The organism is Candidatus Methylomirabilota bacterium (genome assembly GCA_035936835.1).
In the GTDB taxonomy this organism is placed as follows: Bacteria; Methylomirabilota; Methylomirabilia; order Rokubacteriales; family CSP1-6; genus AR37.
This window is the reverse complement of the sequence record DASYVT010000180.1, coordinates 14,086-36,149: the sequence shown is the minus strand read 5'-3', so window position 1 is coordinate 36,149 and position 22,064 is coordinate 14,086. Positions and strand designations below refer to the sequence as shown.

General features: G+C 67.5%; 24 protein-coding genes. 11 read left to right on the top strand and 13 right to left on the bottom strand.

Going from position 1 to position 22,064, the window contains the following annotated elements; genetic code table 11:
* On the top strand, positions 1-288 hold a 288-nt coding region (locus VGV06_16450), incomplete at its 5' end, for a ketopantoate reductase C-terminal domain-containing protein (GenBank protein HEV2056733.1).
* An 18-nt stretch (positions 289-306) separates the two neighbouring features.
* Positions 307-585 carry a hypothetical protein gene (locus VGV06_16445; GenBank protein ID HEV2056732.1) on the top strand — a complete coding sequence of 93 codons (279 nt, stop codon included), beginning with the start codon at positions 307-309 and terminating at the stop codon, positions 583-585.
* A gap of 101 nt (positions 586-686) precedes the next feature.
* Here the strand turns inward: VGV06_16445 and VGV06_16440 are convergent, their stop codons facing one another.
* The gene (locus VGV06_16440; protein HEV2056731.1) at positions 687-1,982 is read right to left on the bottom strand and encodes an adenylate/guanylate cyclase domain-containing protein; all 1,296 of its coding nucleotides are present in this window, start codon (positions 1,980-1,982) and stop codon (positions 687-689) included.
* A gap of 1,224 nt (positions 1,983-3,206) precedes the next feature.
* Here VGV06_16440 and VGV06_16435 point away from each other — a divergent pair.
* Both VGV06_16435 and VGV06_16430 read left to right on the top strand, forming a co-directional pair.
* Complete coding sequence (locus VGV06_16435) at positions 3,207-3,425, top strand: hypothetical protein (GenBank protein ID HEV2056730.1); 219 nt, start codon at positions 3,207-3,209, stop codon at positions 3,423-3,425.
* Positions 3,426-3,550: 125 nt separating this feature from the next.
* Positions 3,551-4,450, top strand: a complete 900-nt coding sequence (locus VGV06_16430; protein HEV2056729.1) for a polyphosphate kinase 2 family protein — start codon at positions 3,551-3,553, stop codon at positions 4,448-4,450.
* A gap of 41 nt (positions 4,451-4,491) precedes the next feature.
* Here VGV06_16430 and VGV06_16425 read toward each other — a convergent pair whose 3' ends face one another.
* From VGV06_16425 to VGV06_16375, 11 genes are read right to left on the bottom strand one after another with little or no spacing between them, the layout of a single operon-like run.
* The gene (locus tag VGV06_16425; protein ID HEV2056728.1) at positions 4,492-4,950 is read right to left on the bottom strand and encodes an RpiB/LacA/LacB family sugar-phosphate isomerase; all 459 of its coding nucleotides are present in this window, start codon (positions 4,948-4,950) and stop codon (positions 4,492-4,494) included.
* Between the two features lie 16 nt (positions 4,951-4,966).
* Positions 4,967-5,494 (bottom strand): chromate transporter, encoded by a 528-nt coding sequence (locus VGV06_16420; GenBank protein ID HEV2056727.1) that lies wholly within the window; start codon positions 5,492-5,494, stop codon positions 4,967-4,969.
* Positions 5,491-6,069, bottom strand: a complete 579-nt coding sequence (locus VGV06_16415; GenBank protein ID HEV2056726.1) for a chromate transporter — start codon at positions 6,067-6,069, stop codon at positions 5,491-5,493. The genes VGV06_16420 and VGV06_16415 overlap by 4 nt, the downstream gene beginning before the upstream one ends.
* 8 nt (positions 6,070-6,077) lie before the next feature.
* Positions 6,078-6,995, bottom strand: a complete 918-nt coding sequence (locus VGV06_16410) for a hypothetical protein (protein HEV2056725.1) — start codon at positions 6,993-6,995, stop codon at positions 6,078-6,080.
* 18 nt (positions 6,996-7,013) lie between these two features.
* A complete protein-coding gene (gene pgl, locus VGV06_16405; GenBank protein ID HEV2056724.1) occupies positions 7,014-7,703 on the bottom strand; it encodes a 6-phosphogluconolactonase in 690 nt (229 codons plus the stop codon).
* Between the two features lies 1 nt (position 7,704).
* A complete protein-coding gene (gene zwf, locus VGV06_16400; protein HEV2056723.1) occupies positions 7,705-9,081 on the bottom strand; it encodes a glucose-6-phosphate dehydrogenase in 1,377 nt (458 codons plus the stop codon).
* Positions 9,081-10,100, bottom strand: a complete 1,020-nt coding sequence (gnd, locus tag VGV06_16395; GenBank protein ID HEV2056722.1) for a decarboxylating 6-phosphogluconate dehydrogenase — start codon at positions 10,098-10,100, stop codon at positions 9,081-9,083. The genes zwf and gnd overlap by 1 nt, the downstream gene beginning before the upstream one ends.
* Before the next feature lie 9 nt (positions 10,101-10,109).
* Positions 10,110-11,789, bottom strand: a complete 1,680-nt coding sequence (gene pgi / locus VGV06_16390) for a glucose-6-phosphate isomerase (protein ID HEV2056721.1) — start codon at positions 11,787-11,789, stop codon at positions 10,110-10,112.
* Positions 11,786-12,508, bottom strand: coding sequence for an ROK family protein (locus tag VGV06_16385; protein HEV2056720.1), 723 nt, complete (start codon positions 12,506-12,508; stop codon positions 11,786-11,788). The genes pgi and VGV06_16385 overlap by 4 nt, the downstream gene beginning before the upstream one ends.
* A 21-nt stretch (positions 12,509-12,529) precedes the next feature.
* The gene (gene tal, locus VGV06_16380) at positions 12,530-13,615 is read right to left on the bottom strand and encodes a transaldolase (protein ID HEV2056719.1); all 1,086 of its coding nucleotides are present in this window, start codon (positions 13,613-13,615) and stop codon (positions 12,530-12,532) included.
* Positions 13,616-13,634: 19 nt separating this feature from the next.
* Positions 13,635-14,231, bottom strand: a complete 597-nt coding sequence (locus tag VGV06_16375) for a histidine phosphatase family protein (protein HEV2056718.1) — start codon at positions 14,229-14,231, stop codon at positions 13,635-13,637.
* An 8-nt stretch (positions 14,232-14,239) separates the two neighbouring features.
* On the opposite strand from VGV06_16375, the gene VGV06_16370 reads away from it, so the two are divergent.
* The 4 genes from VGV06_16370 to VGV06_16355 all read left to right on the top strand — a co-directional run bounded on the left by VGV06_16370 (position 14,240) and on the right by VGV06_16355 (position 17,054).
* Positions 14,240-14,404: a hypothetical protein gene (locus VGV06_16370; protein HEV2056717.1), complete on the top strand. Its 165-nt coding sequence runs from the start codon at positions 14,240-14,242 to the stop codon at positions 14,402-14,404.
* A 241-nt stretch (positions 14,405-14,645) separates the two neighbouring features.
* Positions 14,646-14,891: a hypothetical protein gene (locus VGV06_16365; GenBank protein HEV2056716.1), complete on the top strand. Its 246-nt coding sequence runs from the start codon at positions 14,646-14,648 to the stop codon at positions 14,889-14,891.
* Between the two features lie 92 nt (positions 14,892-14,983).
* Positions 14,984-15,985, top strand: coding sequence for an LLM class flavin-dependent oxidoreductase (locus VGV06_16360; GenBank protein HEV2056715.1), 1,002 nt, complete (start codon positions 14,984-14,986; stop codon positions 15,983-15,985).
* Positions 15,986-16,091: 106 nt separating this feature from the next.
* Positions 16,092-17,054 carry a lyase gene (locus VGV06_16355; GenBank protein HEV2056714.1) on the top strand — a complete coding sequence of 321 codons (963 nt, stop codon included), beginning with the start codon at positions 16,092-16,094 and terminating at the stop codon, positions 17,052-17,054.
* A gap of 24 nt (positions 17,055-17,078) precedes the next feature.
* Here the strand turns inward: VGV06_16355 and VGV06_16350 are convergent, their stop codons facing one another.
* The gene (locus VGV06_16350; GenBank protein ID HEV2056713.1) at positions 17,079-17,903 is read right to left on the bottom strand and encodes a class II aldolase/adducin family protein; all 825 of its coding nucleotides are present in this window, start codon (positions 17,901-17,903) and stop codon (positions 17,079-17,081) included.
* Positions 17,904-18,038: 135 nt separating this feature from the next.
* Here VGV06_16350 and VGV06_16345 point away from each other — a divergent pair, with 135 nt between their 5' ends.
* The 3 genes from VGV06_16345 to VGV06_16335 all read left to right on the top strand — a co-directional run bounded on the left by VGV06_16345 (position 18,039) and on the right by VGV06_16335 (position 22,047).
* Positions 18,039-18,710 carry a cysteine hydrolase gene (locus VGV06_16345; protein HEV2056712.1) on the top strand — a complete coding sequence of 224 codons (672 nt, stop codon included), beginning with the start codon at positions 18,039-18,041 and terminating at the stop codon, positions 18,708-18,710.
* 73 nt (positions 18,711-18,783) lie between these two features.
* On the top strand, positions 18,784-20,331 hold the full coding sequence (locus VGV06_16340) for a regulator (protein ID HEV2056711.1): 1,548 nt from the start codon (positions 18,784-18,786) through the stop codon (positions 20,329-20,331).
* Positions 20,332-20,472: 141 nt separating this feature from the next.
* Positions 20,473-22,047: a hypothetical protein gene (locus VGV06_16335; GenBank protein ID HEV2056710.1), complete on the top strand. Its 1,575-nt coding sequence runs from the start codon at positions 20,473-20,475 to the stop codon at positions 22,045-22,047.
* The last annotated feature ends 17 nt before the right edge of the window (positions 22,048-22,064 follow it).

Genomic DNA, 22,064 nt, shown 5'->3' with positions numbered 1-22,064 from the left:
ACCCTCTACGAGGCGGCCTTGCGCGAAACCGTCGCCGTCGGCCTCGCCGAGGGCGTCAAGCTGCCGCCGGACAGCGTCGACAAGACGCTCGCGATGATGCGCTCGATGCCGCCCCACCACACCACCTCGATGGGCAACGATCTGCTCCGCGGCAACCGGATCGAGCTACCCTGGTTTGCCGGCAAGGTGGTCGAGCTTGGCCGGCGCCACGCTATCCCCACGCCCGTGAACAGCTTTATCTATGCGGCGCTGAAACCTTATGTGAACGGTGCACCAAGAAAAGACTAAGTCGTTTAGCTAAGGCGAATGCCACGCCACCCCGTCATCGAGCGGGATCACCGGGCGCGGCAGGCGGGTCCAGTCGAAGCGGGCGAGCATCGGCGAGGTGAGGCCGGGAAGGTCGACCTCGACGAGATCGTGACGATCATTGCCCGGTATGCAGATCGCGAGATAGACTTCGCGGATGCGACGCTCGTGTGGCTGGCTGAACTCGTCAACACGCTCGATGTCATGACCATCGATCGCAGGGACTTCCAGGTCTATCGGCCGCGCAGCGGCAAGGCGTTCAACCTGGTGCTGTCCTGATAACCTCGTCGCTATCCGCCCGCTCTCCACGCCCTCTGGGCGCCGCGTTGACCGCGGGCGGCGGATTCCCACAGGTCGACACGGATGGCCGTGACCCCGCCTCATGCTGCTGGCAGTGGCTTGCGTCCGACGAGCTGGTAGGTGGTCATCACGCCGCGACCCTTGATCTGTAGCTGTTGTGGAGCCCCGAAGTCGAAACGGTCACGAAGGCATCGAAAGACCCGTTCAGTCACCTGGATCATCCCTGGGCTGCCGTGCGATTCCATCCGGCTGGCCATGTTGACCGTATCGCCCCAGAGGTCATAGGCGAACTTCCTCGTTCCGATCACGCCGGCGACCACCGAGCCGGTGTCGATTCCAATGCGGAGCCGGGGCGGCTCGCTCGATCCCCGGACGAATCGCGCGATCTCCTGCTGCATGTCGAGCGCCATGTCGGCGACCGCCACGGCGTGGGCGGGATGCGGGTCGGGCAGGCCGCCGACCACCATGTAGGCATCGCCGATGGTCTTGATCTTCTCCAGCCCGTGCTTGTCGGCCAGCGAATCGAAGGCCGAGAAGATCTGGTTCAGTAACCGGACAAGCTCCGGCGCGGCAAGGCGGGCGGAGAGAGGCGTGAAGTCGACGATGTCCGCGAACAGCACGGTGACTTCGCCGTAGCTGTCCGCGATCGCTTCCGGGTTCGCCTTCAGCCGCGCCGCCACCGACGCCGGCAGAATGTTGAGGAGGAGACTCTCTGATCTCTCACGCTCCGCGTCCAGCAAGCGATTGGCGAGATAGTCGCTGCGCCGGTACCTTTCCAGGGTGTAGCCGCTCAGGAGGAGGAGGATCGCAATCGGAAGCGCGAATATTCCCTGAGCCTGGGCGATGCGTGCAATGGGCGCGGATGTCGTGGACGCCAGGATGACGGTGGCGCCCGCAAGCTGCGCGGCGAACGCCACCATCATCCACCGGAACGTGAGGCGCGGAACCACGAACGTGGCCACCAGGAGGAAGCACTCTCGGAGCACCACATACAAGAAATTGAACTTCGGATCTGCCGTGGGGAGGGATCGAGCGCCCAGGGATACCAGCGCGTAGATGAGGTAGAGGTTGAGCGCGGAGCCGGCACAGGTCGCGGCCGGCTGCCACACGGATTCAAAGCTTCGGTGAAATGAAAAAAGGAGAAGGCCGGTCAACCCGGCGATGGCGGGGAAGATGGGGCCGGCGAGCACTGCGGGCGAAAGACCCTGCAAGAGACCCTGGACGAAGAGCAATACGACGAGCAAGAGAGCCACGAGATGCCCGATTCGGAAGAACGTGATGGATTTGTGGAAGTAGTCATGCTGGAACGCGCGCTCCACGTCCGTTGGAAACCGCAACCGCCACAACCAGCGCTCATGCTCCAAATCGGGGGCCATCCGCGCCATCCTGCTCCGGCGGCAGTGGCGGCGTCAAGGAGGCCGTCGCCCGGGACATTCTGCAGACACTGGACGTGCTCGGATCGTGAGATGGATCTCGCGGAGCGACGCTCGTGTGGCTGGCTGAGCTCGTCAACACGCTCGATGTCATGACCATCGATCGCGGGGACTTCCAGGTCTACCGGCCGCGCAACTGCAAGGCGTTCAACCGGGTGCTGCCCTGATTTCGTCGTAGCGATTGCTCGCCCAGGATCACGTGCGCCTCCGCGCCGACGGACGCGTCCTGGTCGAGCTCAAGACGGTGTGGCGCGATGGCCCCTCCCATCTGCTGTTCGAGCCCATCGAGTGCAGGGCAAAGCTCGCGGCCATCATCCCCTGCCCCGCGATCCTCGCGGTGGTGGATCACGGCGCGCGCGCCCCCCCTGCTCGCTGGCGCTCGCGGGTCGTCCGCGACGGACCCCCGGCGCCCGCCCTGACGGCGCATGCGGGCGATGCCCGCCCCCGCGGCGCCGGCCCCCCGGGCGCGGGCAGGTGGGCCACGCTGCTGCGCCGCGTGTGCGCCGTCGATGTCCTCCCCTGTCCCCGCGGTGGCCGCCGGCTGCGCGTCATCGCCCCCGTGCAGGATCCCCTCGCCGGGCAGGCCCCTCCTCGCCCCCCGCGCCCGCGCCCTCGAGCCGCCAGGCCCCGCCCCACCCGCGCCCGCTGCCCTCACGTCACTGGCGGCGTCCCCTGCCTTTCCTCGCCGCGGCCCCGCTCCCGCCTTCGGCGCTGCCCCGCTGCACCCCTCTGCCCGCTCCCTGCCCACGCCCTGCCCTCGCCCAGCAGCCCAGGAGGATCACGCGGGCCTCACGCCATCGCTCGAGCCCCCCTCCCCCGTCGCGCTCCTCGCGCGGCCCCTCACGCTGCCCACAGCCGGCTCCCCCGAGGATTGGCCAGGGAGATCAGATCCTGCGTTGCATTTCCTATGCGCTCGTCGTCATTCCGGTCTTCGCGCCTCCTCAGGAGAGCGGATTCAAGGCCGCCATCGAAAACCTCAACGGCCGCTAGCAAGCCAAGGTCTGGGCGCGCTTCTACCACGATTCGCTCGCCGCCCTCCAGGAACGCCCCCGCCGCTATGTCAGCGCCTACCGCCAGCGGGCCGGCGCACGCGTCGAAGGCGCTCCCCCGCGACGTCCGTTCCCGGCCTCGTGGCAACCGGACTTGCAGGCTCGGCCCGAAGGGGTCGTGATCTTTATCCGACGCACCTCGGAAACCGGCACCGTGAGCCTGCTCGGTCGCGCCTTCGAGGCGGATCCCCTCTGGCCCCACCGCCTGGTCCGATGCGAGGTGGACCTCAGCGCCGAAACCGTCCGCTTCTATGCGCTTCGCCGCCGGGAGCCGAATCGCCAGCCACTCTTGCGCGACACCCCCTACGTCTTTCCACGAAAGGCCTTTCGCGAGTGACCGAGAGGTACTGACACCTGGCCCTTGATGTGTGTCGACAGGCCTCCTGTGGCCGTGGCACAGTATCGCCGCCATCCCAGTCGGCGCGAAGAAGCGGACCGCGATGAAGGAGGTCGCCCATGAAGATGAAGGCACTCATCAAGAGATCCCGAAGCTTCGCGAAGCCCTTCCGGATCACCGACGGCGAGGGCTTCCGCCTGAAGGACGTCGACCCTGGCGACACGCTCGATTTCGGCTCCGAGGACAAGCCGCGCGCCAAGGAAGCGCTCGTCATGGGCATCGAGGCGCTGGCCGAGCTCCAGGACATGCTCTACGCGCAGGATTCCTGGGCGGTGCTGCTCATCTTTCAGGCCATGGACGCGGCCGGGAAGGACGGCACCATCAAGCACGTCATGTCCGGCGTCAACCCGCAGGGCTGCCAGGTCACCTCCTTCAAGTCGCCGTCCGCGGAAGACCTCGACCACGACTTCCTCTGGCGCTGCATGAAGAGCCTGCCCGAGCGCGGGCACATCGGCATCTTCAATCGCAGCTACTACGAGGAGACGCTCGTGGTGCGCGTGCACCCGGAGTTTCTCGAGAAGCAAAAGATTCCGCCAGAGCTCGTCACCAAGGACATCTGGAAGGAGCGCTACAAGGACATTCGAAGTTTCGAGCGGTACCTGACGCGCAACGGTGTCGTCATTCGAAAGTTCTTCCTCCACGTGTCGATGAAAGAGCAGAAGAAGCGCTTCCTCGAGCGCCTCGAGAACCCCGAGAAGAACTGGAAGTTCTCGCCCAACGACCTCAAGGAACGCGCGTTCTGGGACGACTATATGCAGGCCTACGAGGACATGATCCGACACACCGCCACCAAGGACGCGCCCTGGTACGTTGTGCCCGCCGACAACAAGTGGTTTACCCGTCTCGTAGTCGCCGCCGCCGTCGTCGGGACACTGGGCTCGCTCGATCTCAGGTATCCGAAGGTCGGCGCGGAGAAGCTGAAGGAGTTCGCCGCGGCAAAACGATCGCTGCTGGCCGGCGAGTGAAGCTCAGCGGGCGGCCAAGCTCGCCAAGCAGGGCGGCGGAGCTACTGCGCGCTTCGTCTCGCTTCGAGGGCAGCCACCTTGCCCAGGCGGCGCAGGTGCCGCTCGGCCTGGCTGAACTCGGCCGCGAGGAACGTCTGGACGAGATCCCAGGCGACCTCCAGCCCCACGACCCGCCCGCCCATGCAGAGGATGTTCATGTGATCGTCCTCGACACCCTGCCGGGCCGAGAAGTGGTCCTGGATCAGGCCGGCACGAACACCCGGAACCTTGTTGGCGCAGACGGCCGCGCCGACACCGCTGCCGCAGATCGCCACGCCGCGCTCCACGGTCCCCGCCGTCACGGCTCGGGCGAGCGGGATAACGAAGTCGGGATAGTCGTCGCCGGAATTCAAGCCATGGGCGCCGAAATCGACGACCTCGTGCCCCGCCGCGCGGAGCCGTGCGACGATCTCCTCCTTCAGGCCGAAGCCGCCGTGATCGGTGGCGATTCCCACGCGCATGTTCCTACCTCCCGGCTCAGCGGGCACTGAACGCGAACAGGCTGATCAACGCGCCGCCCAGGACCAGAAGGGCCGGATTGATCCTGGTGCGGAGCAGCACCGCGAACACGGCGATCATGATGACGACGGCAAGCCAGCCGGTCACGGCCCCCTCGGCGATGGTCAGGCAGCCGGCCAGGATGAGGCCGATGGAGACGGGCGCAAGTCCGAGCTGGATCGACGCCCTCCACGGCCACGTCTCGAGCCTGATCCAGAGGCGTCCCACGACGAGCGTGAGCAGCGCCGTCGGCAGAAAGAAGGCGAGCAGGACCGCCACCGAGCCCGGCAAGCCCGCGACCCATTCTCCGATCGACGCCACCATCATCATGTTGGGTCCGGGAGCCATCTGCCCGACGCTGTACAGGTGGATGAGCTGCGGAAAGGTAAGCCACCGGTGGACGTCGACCGTGAGGACCTTGAGCTCGGGGAAGGCGGCCATGCCGCCCCCCATGGTCAGCAGCGAGAGATAGGCGAACACCCCGATGAGGGCCGGGAGCTGGCTCATGAGCCCGAGCGCCCCTGATCGAACGCGCGGGGCCGGTACCACAGAATCGCGATCACTCCGACGGCAACGAGCACCCGCGGGACGGACTGGTGAAGCACGTTGACACCGATGACCGTGAGCGCGACGAAGACGAGGTCGACGACATGGTGGAGCGACTTCCGGCCGAGCTGCACCGTCGTCGCCAGGATCAGGCCGACCGCCGCGGCCGCCACGCCGTGAAGCATGGCCGTCCCGGCCGGCCTGTCGCCGTGCCGGCGGTACAGTATGCCCGCTCCGATCATGACCAGCGCGCCGGGCAGGCAGATGGCGCATATCGCGGCCGCGGCTCCCAAAGCGCCGCGCAGACGGTCTCCCACGAGGACCGCCATGTTCGTGGCGTTCAGGCCGGGCAGTGTCTGGCTGATCGACAGCAGCTCGACGAACTCCCTGTCGTCGAGCCAGCCGTGCTTGTCGACGAGGCTGCTTCGCAGGTAGGCGACGACGCCGCCGCCGAAGCTCGTGGCCCCGATCAGCAGGAAGGCGAGAAAGATCTCGCCCAGCGTCGCCGTGCGCTTCGACGCCCCCGTGTCACTCACGATTCCCGTCACTCATGGCTCTGTGGCGGGTTGCCCTTGAGACGGTAGACGATCCCCGTCTTGGTCGTTCCAAGCGACACCCAGTCACGCGCGATGTTCTGGAGCGAGGCGAAGAAATCCTCGGAGCGACGCTTCACCTTGGGATGGAGCTCGTCCCGCTTGTCGAACTTGGCCTGGAACGAGAACTCACCGATGAGCGACCCGTGATCGCCCCTCGCCCGCCACAGCGCCGCGTCGCACTTGGCGATGACTCCTTTGCCGAAATCAAGCTTCCCAAGCTCCAGCAGGACCTCCTCGACGATCGTCTGGTTGACGAGGTCGACCGAGTCGGTAGCGGAGATCTTCAAGGGCGCCAGGCACGGGAACAGGTGGACGAGGGTCCCCATGGACACACGGTCGGCCGCCTTGATCTGGCTCAGGCCGAACTCTGCATTGTGAGAGAACAGCACGCGGATCCCACCCAGCGCGTCCTTGAGCGGCAGGGCCTCCGCCTTGAACTTGATCTTGTAGACACCGGGGATTTGCGGGCGCACGTCCAACTCGGCGGTCTTCTGCATGTCCGGGTGCCGGAACTTGAAGACGATCTCCGGATCGCCTACCGCAAACCCGTCTTCATAGGTGATGCGCCGCCGCAGGATGAACGCGTTATTGTAGAGCCTGAAGTCCTTGGTGTCCAGGAAGACCACTTCCTTGATCTGCGGCCTCTGGCCATCCAGGTGGTCGGTGGAGAGATCGACGTCGGCTTTCTCCGCCGCGCGACGCACGAGCTTGGCGAAATCGACGAAGCCCTGCCTAGACGTAAAGCGGTCGGGTTTCAGGATGATCTTGCATTCGAGGTAGTGCACGTCGTCGAGCGGATGGCCGTCGCTGTATTTCCCCTGGTGGAGGTCGCGTACCAGCTCGGGTCCCGAATCTTTCTCCGACATCGTCGTTCCTCCGTTCCGTCAGTGTCCTGCCGCCGCGCGGTCGGCGATCACGAGCGCCTGGTCCCGGCGCACCCGGCCGGCCGGAATCGAGCGGTCGCCGGCGCGCAGGCGCGCAAGCATAGCAACCTTCTCGCTCCCGGTCACCACCCACAAGATTCGCCGGGACCGGTTCAGCATGGGATACGTCAGCGTCATCCGGCGCCTGCCCTGGTAGACCCCGCCGGTGAGCGCGACGTCCGCGTCGATCACCTCGAGGACCGGATCCGAGGGCACCAGGGACGCGGTGTGGCCGTCGGGCCCCAGGCCCAGGTGGGCGAGGTCGAGCACCGGCGGCGAGCCGGCGATGTCCTGAAGGATCCGCGCGTACTGCGCGGGCGCGGCCTGAAGATCAGGCGACTCCACCGGCATCGCATAGATCTGCTCTGGGGGCAGCGGGGCATGCTCGAGGAGGGTCTCGCGCAGGTGACGTAGGTTCCGGTCCGGATCTCCCGCGGGCGCCACGCGCTCGTCCGCCTGCGCCACGTGCACGCCCTTCCACGGCACGTCCTCGCCGGCCAGGGCGCGGAGCATCTGCCACGGGGTGTGGCCGCCGCTGACGGCCACGATGAACCGACCGCGCGCGGCGACGGCGGCCCGGGCCTCGGCGGCGATGATCGCCGCCGCCCCGCGCGCGACGGCGTCGGCGTCAGCGAGTACCGTGATCTCCATCTCAACTCGTCACCGCGGGGTTCTGCCAGCCGCCGGGGGGCGATACGCTCTGGTCGACCTCGGGCGGCCCCCAGGTGCCCGGCGCGTATTCGGAGACCGGGGTACCCGCCTTCAGCGCCGGATCGACGATGCGCCACGCCTCTTCCACGTAGTCCTCGCGGGCGAACAATGTCGCGTCCCCCGCCATCGCGTCTCCGAGCACGCGCTCGTACGCGTCCATCTCGTCCGCGCGGGGGTGACGGCTCGCGAGCATCTCTGAACATGCGCTGACCGTCTCCTGCCCCGGCGCGATGACGTTCGTCCCGACGGCGATCGTGATGTCGGGACTGATCCGCATCCGGCAGTAATTCGGCTTCAGGTCGAAGCCCTGGTACATCGTAGGAGGCTGGCGCAGCCGAACCACGATCTCCGTGCACGTCACCGGCAGGCACTTCCCCGCCCGAATGTAGAAGGGAACGCCCTTCCAGCGCCAGGAGTCGACGTCCAGCCGCAGCGCCGCGAAGGTCTCCACCTTCGAGTCCGGCGCCACCCCCGCTTCTTTCCGGTAGCCGCGGAACTGCCCGCGGACGAGGTTCTTCGCGTCGAGCGGCGGCATGGCCTTGAGCACCTTGACCTTCTCGTCGCGGATGGATTCGCTGTCCGTTCTGACGGGCGGCTCCATGGCCAGGTTGACCAGGACCTGGAAGAGATGGTTTTGCACCACGTCGCGGATGGTGCCGGTCTCGTCGTAGAAGGCGCCCCGGCCCTGGACCCCGAAGTCTTCCGCCATGGTGATCTGCACGCTCTCGACGTGGTTGCGGTTCCAGAACGGCTCGAGGAATGCGTTCGCGAAGCGGAAGAAGAGCATGTTGTGCACAGGCCGCTTCCCGAGGTAGTGGTCGATCCGGAAGATCGACGTCTCGTCGAAGGCTCCGAGCAGAACCCGGTTCAGCTCCTGCGCCGAGGCGAGGTCGCTGCCGAAGGGCTTCTCGACGATGACGCGGGCGCCGTTGGTGCAGCCCGCCTTGCCGAGCTGCTCCACGACCAATTCGAACAGCATGGGTGGGATGGCGAGGTAGTGCGCCGGCCGCCGGGCGGCGCCGAGCCCCTTGCGGATGGCCTGGAACGTCGTCGGGTCCTTGTAGTCGCCGTCGACATAGCGCAGCAGGCCGCACAGCTTGTCGAACGCCGCGGGATCGAGCCCCCCGTGCTTCTCGAGACTGTCCCCGGCGCGGGCCTTGAGCTGGTCGAGGTTCCAGCCGGCCTTGGCCACGCCGATGATCGGCACGCTGAGGTGACCGCGCTTCAGCATCGCCTGAAGCGACGGGAAGATCTTCTTGTAGGCCAGGTCGCCCGTGGCGCCGAAAAAGACCAGGGCGTCGGAGTGGGGCTCGCTCATCACGTGCCGGCCGGCTTCTCGATGTGTCCGCCGAACTCGTAGCGCATCGCGGACAGGAGCCTGTCAGCGAACTCCGCCTCGCCGCGTGAGCTGAAGCGCTCGTAGAGCGCCGCCGTCAGGACGTGGGCCGGCACGGCTTCGTCGATTGCGGCCTTGATCGTCCACCGCCCCTCGCCCGAGTCCGACACCCGTCCCGCGAAGTTCGCCATGGTCGGATCCTTGATCAAGGCGGAGGCCGTCAGGTCCAAGAGCCACGAGGCGATCACGCTGCCGCGCCGCCACACCTCGGTGATGTCGGGCAGGTTGAGGTCGTACTGGTAGTGATTGGGGTCACGCAGCGGCGTCGTCTCCGCGTCGACCGCATGGGTCTGCTTGCCGACGTTCGCCGCGCGCAGGATGCCCAGGCCCTCGGCGTAGGCGGCCATGATCCCGTACTCGATCCCGTTGTGGACCATCTTGACGAAGTGGCCGGCGCCGTTCGGCCCGCAGTGGAGATACCCTTGCTCGGCCGTGCCGCCGAGCTTCTCGCGCCCCGGGGTCCGCGCGATGTCACCCGCGCCGGGAGCGAGCCGGGCGAAGATCGGATCGAGGCGCTTGACCACCTCGGCCTCGCCCCCGATCATCATGCAGTACCCGCGCTCGAGGCCCCAGACTCCGCCGCTGGTCCCCACGTCCACGTAGTGGATGCCCTTCGGCCCGAGCTCCTTCGCGCGACGGATGTCGTCGATGTAGTAGGAATTGCCGCCGTCGATCAGGATGTCGCCGCGCTCGAGGGACGGCAGGAGATCGGCGATGGTCTTGTCCACCACGGCCGCCGGAACCATCAGCCAGACCGCGCGCGGCTTGTCCAGCTTCTTCACGAAGTCCGCGAACGATGAGGTTCCGACAGCCTTCTCCTTCACCAGCTCCTCCACCGCCTTCGTGGAGAGATCGAAGACCACGCACTGGTGACCTCCCTTAATGAGTCGCCGCACCATGTTCGCGCCCATGCGGCCGAGTCCGATCATGCCGAGCTGCATCGCGTCCTCCTAGGGGGTTTGCTTGACCTTCCTGTAGCGGCGGATCAGGTTGTTCGTCGAGCTGTCATGGGCGAGCGTGGGCTCTGTCTTGCCCTCGAGCTCCGGCCCGCGTTCGAGTTCCAGCCCGCGTTCGAGTTCCAGGATGATGCGCTGGGCCAGCACCTTGCCCAGCTCGACGCCCCACTGGTCGAAGGAGTCGATGTTCCAGATGGCGCCCTGGGTGAAGACCGAGTGCTCGTAGAGCGCGACGAGCTTGCCGAGCGCCTCTGGCGTCAGCCGCTCGAGGAGAATCGTGTTCGACGGGCGGTTGCCCTCGAAGACCCGGTGCGGCACGAGCCAGTCCGGCGTGCCCTCGGCCTTGACCTCGGCGGGCGTCTTGCCGAAGGCCAGCGCCTCGGTCTGCGCGAAGACGTTCGCCAGGAGCATGTCGTGGTGCCGGCCGAGCGGGTTGAGAGTCCGCGTGAAGCCGATGAAGTCGCACGGGATGAGCCTGGTGCCCTGGTGGATCAGCTGGTAGAAGGAATGCTGGCCGTTGGTCCCCGGCTCGCCCCAGTAAATCGGGCTGGTATCCCAGGCGACCCGCGCCCCGTCGAGCGTCACGTGCTTGCCGTTCGACTCCATCGTCAACTGCTGGAGATAGGCCGGGAAGCGCTTCAGGTACTGCTCGTACGGCAGGACGGCGACGGTCTGCGCGCCGAAGAAATCGTTGTACCAGATGGACAAGACGCCCATGAGCACGGGCAAATTTCGCTCGAACGGCGCGGTTCGGAAGTGCTCGTCCATCTGGCGGAATCCGTCCAGCATGGCGCGGAAATTCTCGGGACCGACGGCGAGCATCGTCGAGAGGCCGATCGCCGAGTCCATGGAGTAGCGCCCGCCGACCCAGTCCCAGAACTCGAACATGTTGGCCGTGTCGATGCCGAACTTCGCGACCTCCGCGGCGTTCGTGGAGACGGCAACGAAGTGCTTGGCCACGGCCTTGAAGTCGCCGCCGAGGCCGTTCAGCGACCATTCGCGCGCGCTCTGCGCGTTGGTCATCGTCTCGAGCGTCGTGAAGGTCTTCGAGGAGACGATGAAGAGCGTCTCCGCCGGGTCCAGGTCGCGCGTCGCCTCGACGAAATCCGTGCCGTCGACGTTGGACACGAAGCGAAACACCATGGCGCGGTCGCTGTAGTGCCTGAGCGCCTCGTACGCCATCACAGGACCGAGATCGGAGCCCCCGATGCCGATGTTGATGACGTTTGTGATGCGTCTGCCCGTGTGACCCTTCCACGCGCCGCTCCGCACACGATTGGAGAAATCGGCCATCTTGTCGAGCACGGCGTGGACCTGGGGCACCACGTTCAGGCCGTCCACGACGATCGATGCCCCTCGGGGCGCGCGCAGGGCCACGTGCAGGACGGCCCGCTTCTCCGTGAGGTTGATCTTCTCGCCCCGAAACATCGCGTCGATCCCCGCCCGGAGGCCGGACTCTTGCGCCAGCTGAAGGAGGAGCCCGAGGGTCTCGTCGGTGATCCGATTCTTCGAGTAGTCGAGGTAGACGCCCGCCGCCTCGGCCGTCATACGCTCGCCGCGCGTGGGGTCGTCAGCGAAGAGCGTCCGCAGGTGCAGGTCGCCTATCTTCTGGTGATGAGCCTGGAGCGCCTTCCATGCCGCGCGCGCTGTCAGTGTGGCGCTGCCCGTAGTCATGCCCCCGGGCCTTTCTTTTCGTCGTGCTCGCCGGGCGGCGTGCCCTTCTTGCCGGAGGCCTTCCGGTCGCCCCCTTCCTCCCACAGCCGAAACCCTCCCAGGAACGCGTTGGCGTTACTGCCCATTCGGCAGCCCGGAGGCAGCTCTTTCAGCAGCTTGACGTTGCCCCCGCCAAGCACCACGTCGTCGGGCTCGAGCGCGGCGACCAGCCCCTCCACCACGTCCGCGACATGTTTCCGCCATTTCTTCTTCCCGCGCTTCTCCAATCCGCGCAGCCCCACGTAGTCCTCGTACGTGCTCTTCTTGTACGTAAGGTGGCCCAGCTCCATCGGCTCGACGACGCCGTCTACGACGAGGGCGGAACCGAGGCCGGTTCCGAGACCCAGGAAGAGCATCGCCCCGCCCTTGTAGCTCCCCAGCGCCTGCATGGCCGCATCGTTGAGGACCTTGACCGGGCGCCTGATTGCGGCTCGATAGTCGAACCCGACCCAGCCCTTGGCGAGGTTGTGCGGCTCCACGACAGGCCGGCCCCGGAGAACCAGTCCCGGGTAGCCGATCGCCACCGCGTCGTAGGTCCATCCCCGGGCGAGCTTCTTGACCCCGGAGACCATTTTTTCGGCCGTCAGTGTCGGCCCGGAGACAAACTTTCGCGGCTCGTCGTGTCCGGTGGCGAGGATCTTGACGTGGCTCCCGCCTATGTCGACGACCAGCACGTTCATGGCGACCCCCTTCCCTAATGCCTAGCCGGCCTTGGCGAGGTCGGCGCTCTTGGAAGCGATCACCTCCATGAGCTGGTGCCAGGACTTGACGAACGACTTCGCGCCTTCGTCCTGGAGCTGCGCGGCCAGCGCATCGACGTCGACGCCGGCCTTGGCGAACTGCGCCAGCACCTCCTCGCAGTCGCCGCCGTCCGCCGGGAGGATCTCACCGAGCTGGCCGTGGTCGGCGAGAGCCTTGAGGGTGCCTTCGGGCATCGTGTTCACGGTGAAGGGCGCGGCGAGCGCCTTGACGTAGAGCACATCGGACGCCTTGGGATCTTTTGTGCCCGTGCTGGCCCAGAGCGGGCGCTGCGGACGGGCGCCGGCATTGTAGGCGCGCTGCCAGCGCGGCGAGCCGAGGTGGGCACGAGCGGCCTTGTAGGTGCGCTTCGCGATGGCGATGCCTAGCTGGTTCTTGAGCGCCTCCGGCACCTTGGCCGCCACCGCGGCGTCCCAGCGGCTGACGAACACCGAACCGACCGAACCGATGTCGGCCTTGAGCCCGGCGGCGATGCGTCGCTCGATGCCGCGCATGAAGGCCTCGGCGGCGGCCACGTACTGCTCGCGGGAGAAGAGGAGCGTCACGTTGACCGGCACGCCGGCGAAGATCGCCTCCTCGATGGCGGGCAGGCCTTCCTTCGTGCCGGGGATCTTGATGAGCAGGTTGGGCCGCCCCGCCCGGGCGTGCAGGCTCTTGGCGGCGGCGAGGGTGCTGGCCGTGTCGTAGGCCAGTAGCGGCGACACCTCCAACGACACCCAGCCGTCCACACCGGCCGTCCTGTCCCAGATCGGCCGGAAGAGGTCGGCGGCGCGCGTCAAATCCTCCAGCGCCAGCTCGAAGAACAGCGCCTCGCCCGACTTGCCGTCCTTCATCTTCGTGCGGATGGCGGCGTCGTAGGCTGCGCTGTTCTCGATGGCGTTGTCGAAGATCGTCGGGTTGGAGGTGAGCCCGCTGACGGAGAGCTCGTCGATGTAACGCTTGAGCGTGCCGTTGTCGAGGATATCGCGCGTGATGTTGTCGAGCCAGAGGCTCTGGCCCAGATCGTGGAGTAGCTGCGTCGCTTTCATCGTGCCGCCTTTCTCGGGGTCATATGCCCGCGTAGCCAGCATCATCCCACAGTCGGATCACCGGCTGGGACCGGTTGTGCTCATAGCCCAGCTCGCTCAGGCTCGAAGTCCTCAGCAGGAAGTATCTGGCGGCGCCGGGCTCGAGGCCGAGCCAGCGGGCGGCGAGCACTCGCAGGATATGCCCGCTCGAAAAGAGCAGGACGTCGCCCTGCACCGCGCGCACACGGCTCACCACTCTGTCCGCCCGGGCGCCGATTTGCTCAGGCGTCTCCCCTCCCGGGCAGCCGTCGCGGAACAGGTCCCAATCGGGGCGCTCCGCGTGGATCTCGACGCTGGTACGCCCTTCGTATTGGCCGTAGTTCCATTCGACGAGGTCTCCTTCGATTTCGGCCGCGGAGCCGAATCCCGCCAGCTCGCACGTTCGGGCCGCGCGCTGCAGGGGGCTCGTGAGCACACGGGCGAATGTCAGGCCCCGAAGCCGCTCCCCGACCCGGCACGCGTCCTGCTCGCCGCGCTCGGTCAGAGGCAGATCGGTCAAGCCCGTGTGCTGGCCCGAGAGGGTCCAGGCGGTCTCGCCGTGCCTGGCCAGGTAAAGTACGGGAAGTATTTCGCCCATGACGGACTTTGACTATAATCCGAAAGGTCGAGCGGCGGCCGGGCAGTTCTCCGTCGCTCATCCGTAACAATTCCGGGACTGAAGGGACGAAGGCCCAGGTGGAGAGCGGCGAGTTCAACCGGAAGATCGACGCGAGGATCGCCGAGATCAAGTCCACCTGCGGGGTGCAGTAGGGCGCGGATGAACGAGCCCGAAGGCTGGGGCGCCGGATGGCGGGCTCGTCCCGGGCCGGACGGCGGGACCCCGGGCCAGGGACCCCTAGACAGCTACCGTATCTCGCCCACATGGGCTAAGATACGCGGCTGGGATAACCGCCGGGGGCAGGACAGGTCGCCGGGGCGCCCGATGGGGCGGGGCCATGGGGGTCTCGGACCAGGGTAGTGGGAAGTTCGTCAACCACAGGAGGCAATAACGATGGGTTCCAGGAAAATGCTCATGACCACGGCCATGGTGGCCCTGCTGGCGCTCCCGCTCGCGGCGTGTTCCAGCACGATGCGGCTCAAGTCGGCAAGGATGTGCCAGGCCAGCGGCGGCACGTACTCGGGCAACACGTGCAACCCGGGCACGCCGAACGCGAAGAGCGCCACGCAGATGTGCCAGGCGCACGGCGGCGTCTACATCACCGCCCTCGACATGTGTGAGATGGAAGGCGACAAGTAGCCGCGCCTGACTCATCGTCCGTCCATCCGCCGGGGGCATGACCCCCGGCGGATGCGTTTCTCGGCCCGGTCACTGCGGATCAACGGGGAAAAATGAAGTTCGGCCTCGGGCTGTCAGTCCAGCACTCGCCGGATGACTCGCAGTCCGGCCGCTTCCAGGAGCACCTCGAGCAGGTGCGGTTGGCGTCGGCCGTCGGCTTCGATTCCGTGTGGGCCAGCCAGCATTACCTCTCCGCCCCGTTCACCTACTTCCAGCCGATTCCTGTCCTCGCGAGGGTCGCGGCCGAATCCGGAACGATGTCGCTCGGCACCGGAGTCCTGCTCCTCCCCCTGCACCATCCCGTCGAGATCGCCGAGCAGATCGCCACGCTCGACGTCATCTGCGGCGGGCGCTTCATCTTCGGCGTCGGGCTCGGCTACCGCGACGTCGAGAACCAGGCCATGGGCCAGGACCCGATGGGGAGGCTCGGCCGCCTCGTCGAGGGGCTCGAGATCATCGAGCGGCTCTGGACGGGCGAGCCCGTGAGTTATTCAGGCCGACACTTCAACCTCAAGGACGTCCGCATCTCCATGCCGCCACTCCAGCGGCCGCGCCCGCCGATCTGGATGGCGGCCAATGCCGACGGCGGAGTCCGGCGAGCAGCGCGCCTCGGAGATGCGTGGCTCATGAACCCGCACACGACCCTGCCGACGCTCCAGCGCCAGCTGGTCCTGTTCAACAAGACCCGGAAGGCGCTCGGCAAACCGCCGGCAACGGAGATCCCGCTCATCAAGGAATGCTATGTCGCCCCGGACACGGCGACGGCCGTCGCCGAGGCGCGGTCCTTCATCGGGCCCAAGTACGAGGCCTACCGGCAGTGGGAGCAGGACAAGGCGCTTCCGGCCGGCGAGAGCTTCGCGTCGGACTTCGAGGCGCTCGCGCGCGACCGCTTCCTGCTGGGCGATCCCGCCCGCGTCAGAGAGGAGATCGCCCGCTATCGCGACACGCTCGGCGTCACGGCCATCATCGTCCGCGTCCAGTGGCCCGGCATGGCGCAGGCCCAGGTCCTCCGAACCATCCGACTCCTGGGCGAGCAGGTTTTGCCTCTCCTCTAATAAACCCGAAGACGCGCCGGCACAGGGTGTGCGCACTCACTGATTCAATGCCCACAGGACGGGGCTTATACTGGCATCCGTGCCAGACCAGCAAGGGGAGGTGACCATGCTCCGCGTACTGTTCGCGTTCCTCGTCGTCCTTGCCTGCGCGCCGGCCCATGCGCGGGCGCAAGTCGCCGTACAAACCTATGCCCTGCCATCGGGCGGCGGGGTCCCGCACGACGTCGCCGTCGGAAGTGACGGCATCGTGTGGTACACGGCCCAGCGCGATGGCAAGCTCGGCCGCCTCGACCCCGCGACGGGCAAGGTCGAGCTGATCTCGCTCGGCGCGGGCGCGGCCCCGCACGGCGTGGTCGTCGGGCCGGACGGCGCCCCGTGGGTGACCGAGGGCGGCCACAACGCCATCGTGCGCGTGGATCCCAAGACCCGCGAGGTCAAGAGCTGGTCACTCCCTGCGGCCCGCGGCTACGTCAACCTCAACACGGCCGCCTTCGACAACCGCGGCCGCATCTGGTTCACCGGCCAGAACGGGATCTACGGCCGGCTCGATCCCAAGACCGGCGCCATGCAGGTCTGGGACGCGCCGCGCGGCTACGGGCCCTACGGCATCGCGGCGACGCCCGACGGCGTCGTCTATTACGCCTCGCTCGCGGGCAGCTACATCGCGCGCCTCGACCCCGAGACGGGGGCCGCCACCGTCCTCGAGCCGCCGACGAAGAACCAGGGCGCGCGGCGCGTGTGGTCCGACTCGAAGGGCGTGATCTGGGTCAGCGAGTGGAACAGCGGCAACGTGAGCCGGTACGACCCGCGCACCGGCGCCTGGAAGACGTGGAGGCTCCCCGGGGACAAGCCCCGCACCTACGCCGTCTACGTGGACGACCGGGACATGGTGTGGCTGAGCGACTGGGGCGCCAACGCCATGGTCCGCTTCGATCCCGCGACGGAGAAGTTCGAGGTCTTCCCGAGCGACCGGAGCGGCGCCAACGTGCGCCAGATCCTCGGCCGCCCGGGTGAAGTGTGGGCGCCGGAGTCAGGAAACAACCGGCTGGTCGTCTACCGCGTGAAGTAACGCGGGCCGCAGCGTCGCGATCGGCTATTTGGAGCCGGCGGCGAGGGCCTTGCGCTTCCACAGCTCCCACGGCCGGCCTATCGTCCCGCGAACCGACACTTCCGCCTTGCGTGCTTCCTCGGGATCGAGGTACGTGACGGTCCCGCCCAGCGCCATCGCCTGGCCCTGCAGTCGCGCGTTGACCTCGGTGTACACGCTACGGAAGACCGCCTCCGGCAGGGCTTCCGCGACGACCACGGCCCCGTGGCCGCGCATGAGCGCGACCGGCCGGGCCCCGAGCGTTCGGGCGAGGGCCTGGCCGAGCGCGGCGTTGCGGACCAGCATGTCCGTCGCGCCGCCGCTGGCCTGGCGGATGTCAAAGATCGGCACCCCGCCACCGAGGAAGGCGCTCATGTGATAGAGCGGGCGCAGCGGCTGCCCCGTCACGCCGAAGGGAATGACGGACGGCGAGTGGTTGTGGACGACGGCGCGCACATCGGGACGGGCACGGTAGATCTCGCCGTGGATGAAGATCTCGAGGAAGGTTGCCCGGCCGCGCGGATCCACCGGCACGCTGTCGAGGTCGTACTCCATGATATCGGCGGCCGTCACGAGCTCCGGCGCGGTCGAGCGGGAGATCAGGAAGCGATCGGCCGCCCTGTCGTGCCGCACGCTCACATGGCCGTACCCGTCCACCACACCCTGGTCGACCAGGATGCGGTTGGCGGCGACGAGATCCTCGACCAGCTTCGGGTCGGCGGGGCCTGCCGTGGTTGGCGCCGCCTGAGCGCCTACGATTTGTGCACGCGCGAGAGCGCCGAGGGCGACCACCCCGCCGATCAGGACATGACGTCGAGTGAGAAGATCCACGGCCCGCCTCCTTGTCTGTTCGCCAGAGTGCCAGTACGCGCTTGCCGCGCGAATCGTCCTAGTCTATCCTGCCGCTGCCGACGGGGACACCGTCACGCAGTGAGGCAACCCCAAGCCTCCGGGAGGGATATTGCCATGGCAGCCGTCAACGCGGAACCCTATGAGTTCGAGTTCGATCCCAAGACGACCGCGCTCGTCATGATCGACTTCCAGCGCGACTTCGTGGACCCGGGCGGCTTCGGCGAGGCGCTGGGCAACGACGTGTCCCTCCTCCGGCGCGCGGTGCCGCCGGCCGAGCGCGTCCTCAAGGCCGCCCGCGCCCGCGGGCTCATGGTCATCCACACGCGCGAAGGTCACCGGCCCGACCTGAGCGACTGCCCGCCGGCCAAGAAAGCGCGCGGCCGTCTCACGGCCGGCATCGGCGATCCCGGGCCGATGGGGCGCATCCTCGTCCGCGGCGAGGAAGGCCACGACATCGTCAAGGAGCTCTATCCCGAGCCGGGCGAGCCGGTCGTGGACAAGCCCGGCAAGGGCGCCTTCTTCGCGACCGACCTCGACGGCATCCTGAAGAACCGCGGCATCAGGCAGCTCGTGGTCTGCGGGGTGACCACGGAGGTCTGCGTCAACACCACGGTGCGCGAGGCCAACGACCGCGGCTACGACTGCCTCGTGCTCGAGGACTGCGTCGCCTCGTACTTCCCCGAGTTCCAGAAGGCGGCCCTCGCGATGGTCAAGGCGCAGGGCGGCATCTTCGGCTGGGTGTCGGACTCCGGACGCTTCCTCGAGGCCCTGGCCAAGGCGCGGTAAACCGCCAAGGCCGGTAAGCCCCCAAGGCGCGGTAAACCCCCAAGGCGCGGTAAACCTAATGGCAGGAGGGCATATGGCGAGCGCGGCGACCTCGGATCATCCCGTCCGCTGGTGGGTGCCGGGCGACTGGAACGCGTTCTTCGGCCTCTTCACCAACGTCGTGCTGAACGTCATCGTCCTCACGGGGCTGACGCTCGGCGTCGTCAAGCTCCCCGGTGATCTCGTCTTCGGCCGCATCCTCCCGGCGCTCGCCATCGCGCTGCCCCTGGGCAATCTGTACTACGCCTGGCTCGCGTATCGCCTGGCCAAGAGCGAGGGGCGCGATACGGTTACGGCGATGCCGTACGGCCCGAGCGTGCCGCACATGTTCATCGTCGTCTTCCTGATCATGCTCCCCGTTGCCATCAAGACGGGCAATCCCGTCGCCGCGTGGCAGGCCGGGCTCGCCTGGTGCTTCGTCATCGGCATCATCATCCTGCTGGGCGCCTTCGTGGGGCCGACCATCCGGAAGTACACGCCGCGCGCGGCCATGCTCGGCACGCTCGCGGGCATCTCCATCACCTTCATCTCGATGCGCCCGGCCTTCCAGAGCTGGGAAGTCCCGTGGATCGCCTTCATCTCGCTCGCCATCATCATGGTCAGCTGGATGGCCAACGTCTCCCTGCCCGGCAACGTGCCCGGCGGACTCGCGGCCGTCATCATCGGCACCGCGGTGGCCTGGATCGCCGCGATGCTCGGATTGTCTGACCTCATGAAGCCGACGGCGGTGGGTCTGGCTCTCAGCCAGTTCGGCCTGCGGCTGCCCATCCCGTCGGGCGACGTCTTCGTCGGGCTGCGCGACATTGGGCCGCTGCTCGTCACCGCCATCCCGCTCGGGATCTACAACTTCACCGAGGGGATGAACAACGTCGAGAGCGCGGAAGCGGCGGGCGACAGCTACAGCCTGCGCAAGATCCTGCTCGCGGACGGCATCGGCGCCGTGGTCGGCTCGCTCCTCGGCAGCCCCTTTCCTCCGGCTGTGTACATCGGGCACCCAGGCTGGAAGGCCGTCGGGGGGCGCATCGGCTACTCCGTCGCCACAGGGCTCTGCGTCGCGCTGGTCTGCTTCCTCGGCCTGATCGCCCTTCTGCTCGCGGTGATCCCGCTGGTGGCGATCCTGCCCATCCTCCTCTACATCGGCGTCGTCATCGGCGCCCAGGCCTTCCAGGCGACTCCGCGCGAGCACGCGCCGGCGGTGATCCTGGCGCTCATCCCCAACATCGCCGCCTGGGGCCACGTGCTGGTGGACGGCGCGCTCAACGCGGCAGGCACCAGCGCCGACAAGGTCGGCATGGCGGCGCTCAACGGCTCGGGCGTCGTCTACCGGGGCATGGAGCTGCTCGGCGGGGGCGCGATCCTCGCGGGGATGATCCTGGGCGCCGTCGCCGCGTTCATCATCGACCGCGACTTCCATCGCGCCGCCGTCTACGCGCTCGCCGGCGCCGTCCTTTCATACTTCGGCTTCATCCACGGCGCGAAGCTCGGCATCGGCGAGTCGTCGGGCGTGGCGCTGGGTTACGTCCTCTTCGCGCTCATCTGCTGGGGCCTCGCCAAGAGAGCGGGGGCGCCGCAGGTCTCCTAGCGCCGCGCGCGAAGGCCGTCACGCAATCGGCGCGGAGCCGGGCCCAACCGAAGGCTCGTCCAATTTGACACCCGCCGGGCCGCGTGACACAGTCTCGCCACCGAAGCCCAGCAGTCGCCGCGTGTCCAAGGGAGACTCCGTATGGCTATTGCCACCGGTCGCACCGTCCGCCCAGAAATGACCGACTCCTATGCCCGGCTCGAAGAGAAGATCCTGGAGCGCGACCAGGTCGGCGCCAGCAACATCTTCTACGACCTGGTCCGCGCGGGGCGTCCCCTGCCCGAGCTCGTGGGCGAGATCGTCCGGATCCACGCGCCGTACACGCACGTGCCGTACCACCAGCGCCTCGACGACGGCGTCCCCCGCTTCGTGAACAACGACCACTGCCTCCTCAGCTCGCGGGCGAGCACGGACCTGATGGCGCTGCTCCGGCCCGAGCTGGCCTACCTGCCGCTGGCTCAGACCATCTGGTACATCCCGACGGGACTGGATCCCTGGAACCAGCTCCTCGGCAAGATGCCCGGCCACTACCTCCGGCTCTACGAGCTGAAGTTCGAGGGCAAGCCGCCGCTACCAGAAGTCCACTGGGCCGAGCAGGAGCCGCTTACGATCGACGGCGCCTTCCCGGAGAAGCTCAACGCTTGGCTGACCCAGGTCCAGCGCGGCGAGGTCGTGAACGCGTATCGCGTCTTTCTCGGCCTGTGGGAAGAGGCGAAGGGCGACGGCGCTCTGCGAAGCCAGCTCTTGGCCCATCTGGTGTTCGCCGGGCTCATCGACGTGCAGGACAGGGTGCTGCACAACCGCTCGTACACGACGGGCCACAAGTCGTACCGCGCCCGCGCCACTGTCCAGCTCGCCCGGGCGGTCGGCTGGGAGAACGCGCGGAGCATTCTCTATGCCGGCGTGCCGGACATCGCGGTCGGCCCCCGCTGGTACTCGACCTACGAGATGGGCTGCCTGGTCGTGCAGAACTTCCTGGACGGCCGGGACCGCGAGCTCCTCGCCAACGACAACGCGCTGACGGCGGTCGAGTCCCTCGCCCTCGTCGAGGCGCTGCTGAGCGGCGAGGAGCCGGCGCACATCGATCTCATCGTTGCGCTGTTGAGGTCGGGGGCGGGGCTGCGCCAGATCATCGACACGATCCAGCTGGCGTCGGCGCAGCTTATCCTCGAGACTGGCAATCCGAACAACTACTCCATGTCCCAGCACAGCTACGAGTACTGCAACACCGTGCGCTGGTTCTTCGACAGCTTCGAGCACCCGCACCGGCTCAAGCTGCTGTTCGTCGCGGCCGCCTTCGTCTGCCGCGCCGCCCACCACCAGCGCCATACGCCTGAGAACGGCCCGGTCAAGATCGAGATTCCCCGCGGCGCCGAGACGATGCCCCAGCACCAGCTGCTCGAGCGACTCGACGACGCCCTCACGGGGCTTCGGCCCGACGAGGCCGTCAACTGGACCGCCGCCTACCTCCGCGCCGCCTTCGACCGCGCGGCGCTCATCGACACCCTCGCCACGGGCGCCGCCAAGACGGGCAACGATCCCCACAACCAGGAGCTCGGCGCCTGCCTGCTCGAGGATTACGCGCGCACCACGGCGCGGGATCGCGACCGCCTGCTGCTTGCCTCCGCCAAGCACACCGCCGGCCACCGGAAATACGGCGACCACATGGAGGCGTACCGCAGGTTCGCCGAAGCATTCGCTCTCGCCCCCCGGTAGTAGTTCCCGGATAGTCG

Coding starts and splice junctions, on each gene's coding strand:
- zwf (HEV2056723.1), bottom strand. CDS start 9,081: ATGAGCGAGCCCCACTCCGACGCCCTGGTCTTTTTCGGCGCCACGGGC.
- VGV06_16430 (HEV2056729.1), top strand. CDS start 3,551: ATGAAGGCACTCATCAAGAGATCCCGAAGCTTCGCGAAGCCCTTCCGG.
- VGV06_16365 (HEV2056716.1), top strand. CDS start 14,646: ATGGGTTCCAGGAAAATGCTCATGACCACGGCCATGGTGGCCCTGCTG.
- pgi (HEV2056721.1), bottom strand. CDS start 11,789: ATGACTACGGGCAGCGCCACACTGACAGCGCGCGCGGCATGGAAGGCG.
- VGV06_16335 (HEV2056710.1), top strand. CDS start 20,473: ATGGCTATTGCCACCGGTCGCACCGTCCGCCCAGAAATGACCGACTCC.
- pgl (HEV2056724.1), bottom strand. CDS start 7,703: ATGGAGATCACGGTACTCGCTGACGCCGACGCCGTCGCGCGCGGGGCG.
- VGV06_16410 (HEV2056725.1), bottom strand. CDS start 6,995: ATGTCGGAGAAAGATTCGGGACCCGAGCTGGTACGCGACCTCCACCAG.
- gnd (HEV2056722.1), bottom strand. CDS start 10,100: ATGCAGCTCGGCATGATCGGACTCGGCCGCATGGGCGCGAACATGGTG.
- VGV06_16420 (HEV2056727.1), bottom strand. CDS start 5,494: ATGAGCCAGCTCCCGGCCCTCATCGGGGTGTTCGCCTATCTCTCGCTG.
- VGV06_16440 (HEV2056731.1), bottom strand. CDS start 1,982: ATGGCCCCCGATTTGGAGCATGAGCGCTGGTTGTGGCGGTTGCGGTTT.
- tal (HEV2056719.1), bottom strand. CDS start 13,615: ATGAAAGCGACGCAGCTACTCCACGATCTGGGCCAGAGCCTCTGGCTC.
- VGV06_16355 (HEV2056714.1), top strand. CDS start 16,092: ATGCTCCGCGTACTGTTCGCGTTCCTCGTCGTCCTTGCCTGCGCGCCG.
- VGV06_16385 (HEV2056720.1), bottom strand. CDS start 12,508: ATGAACGTGCTGGTCGTCGACATAGGCGGGAGCCACGTCAAGATCCTC.
- VGV06_16425 (HEV2056728.1), bottom strand. CDS start 4,950: ATGCGCGTGGGAATCGCCACCGATCACGGCGGCTTCGGCCTGAAGGAG.
- VGV06_16345 (HEV2056712.1), top strand. CDS start 18,039: ATGGCAGCCGTCAACGCGGAACCCTATGAGTTCGAGTTCGATCCCAAG.
- VGV06_16445 (HEV2056732.1), top strand. CDS start 307: ATGCCACGCCACCCCGTCATCGAGCGGGATCACCGGGCGCGGCAGGCG.
- VGV06_16375 (HEV2056718.1), bottom strand. CDS start 14,231: ATGGGCGAAATACTTCCCGTACTTTACCTGGCCAGGCACGGCGAGACC.
- VGV06_16360 (HEV2056715.1), top strand. CDS start 14,984: ATGAAGTTCGGCCTCGGGCTGTCAGTCCAGCACTCGCCGGATGACTCG.
- VGV06_16340 (HEV2056711.1), top strand. CDS start 18,784: ATGGCGAGCGCGGCGACCTCGGATCATCCCGTCCGCTGGTGGGTGCCG.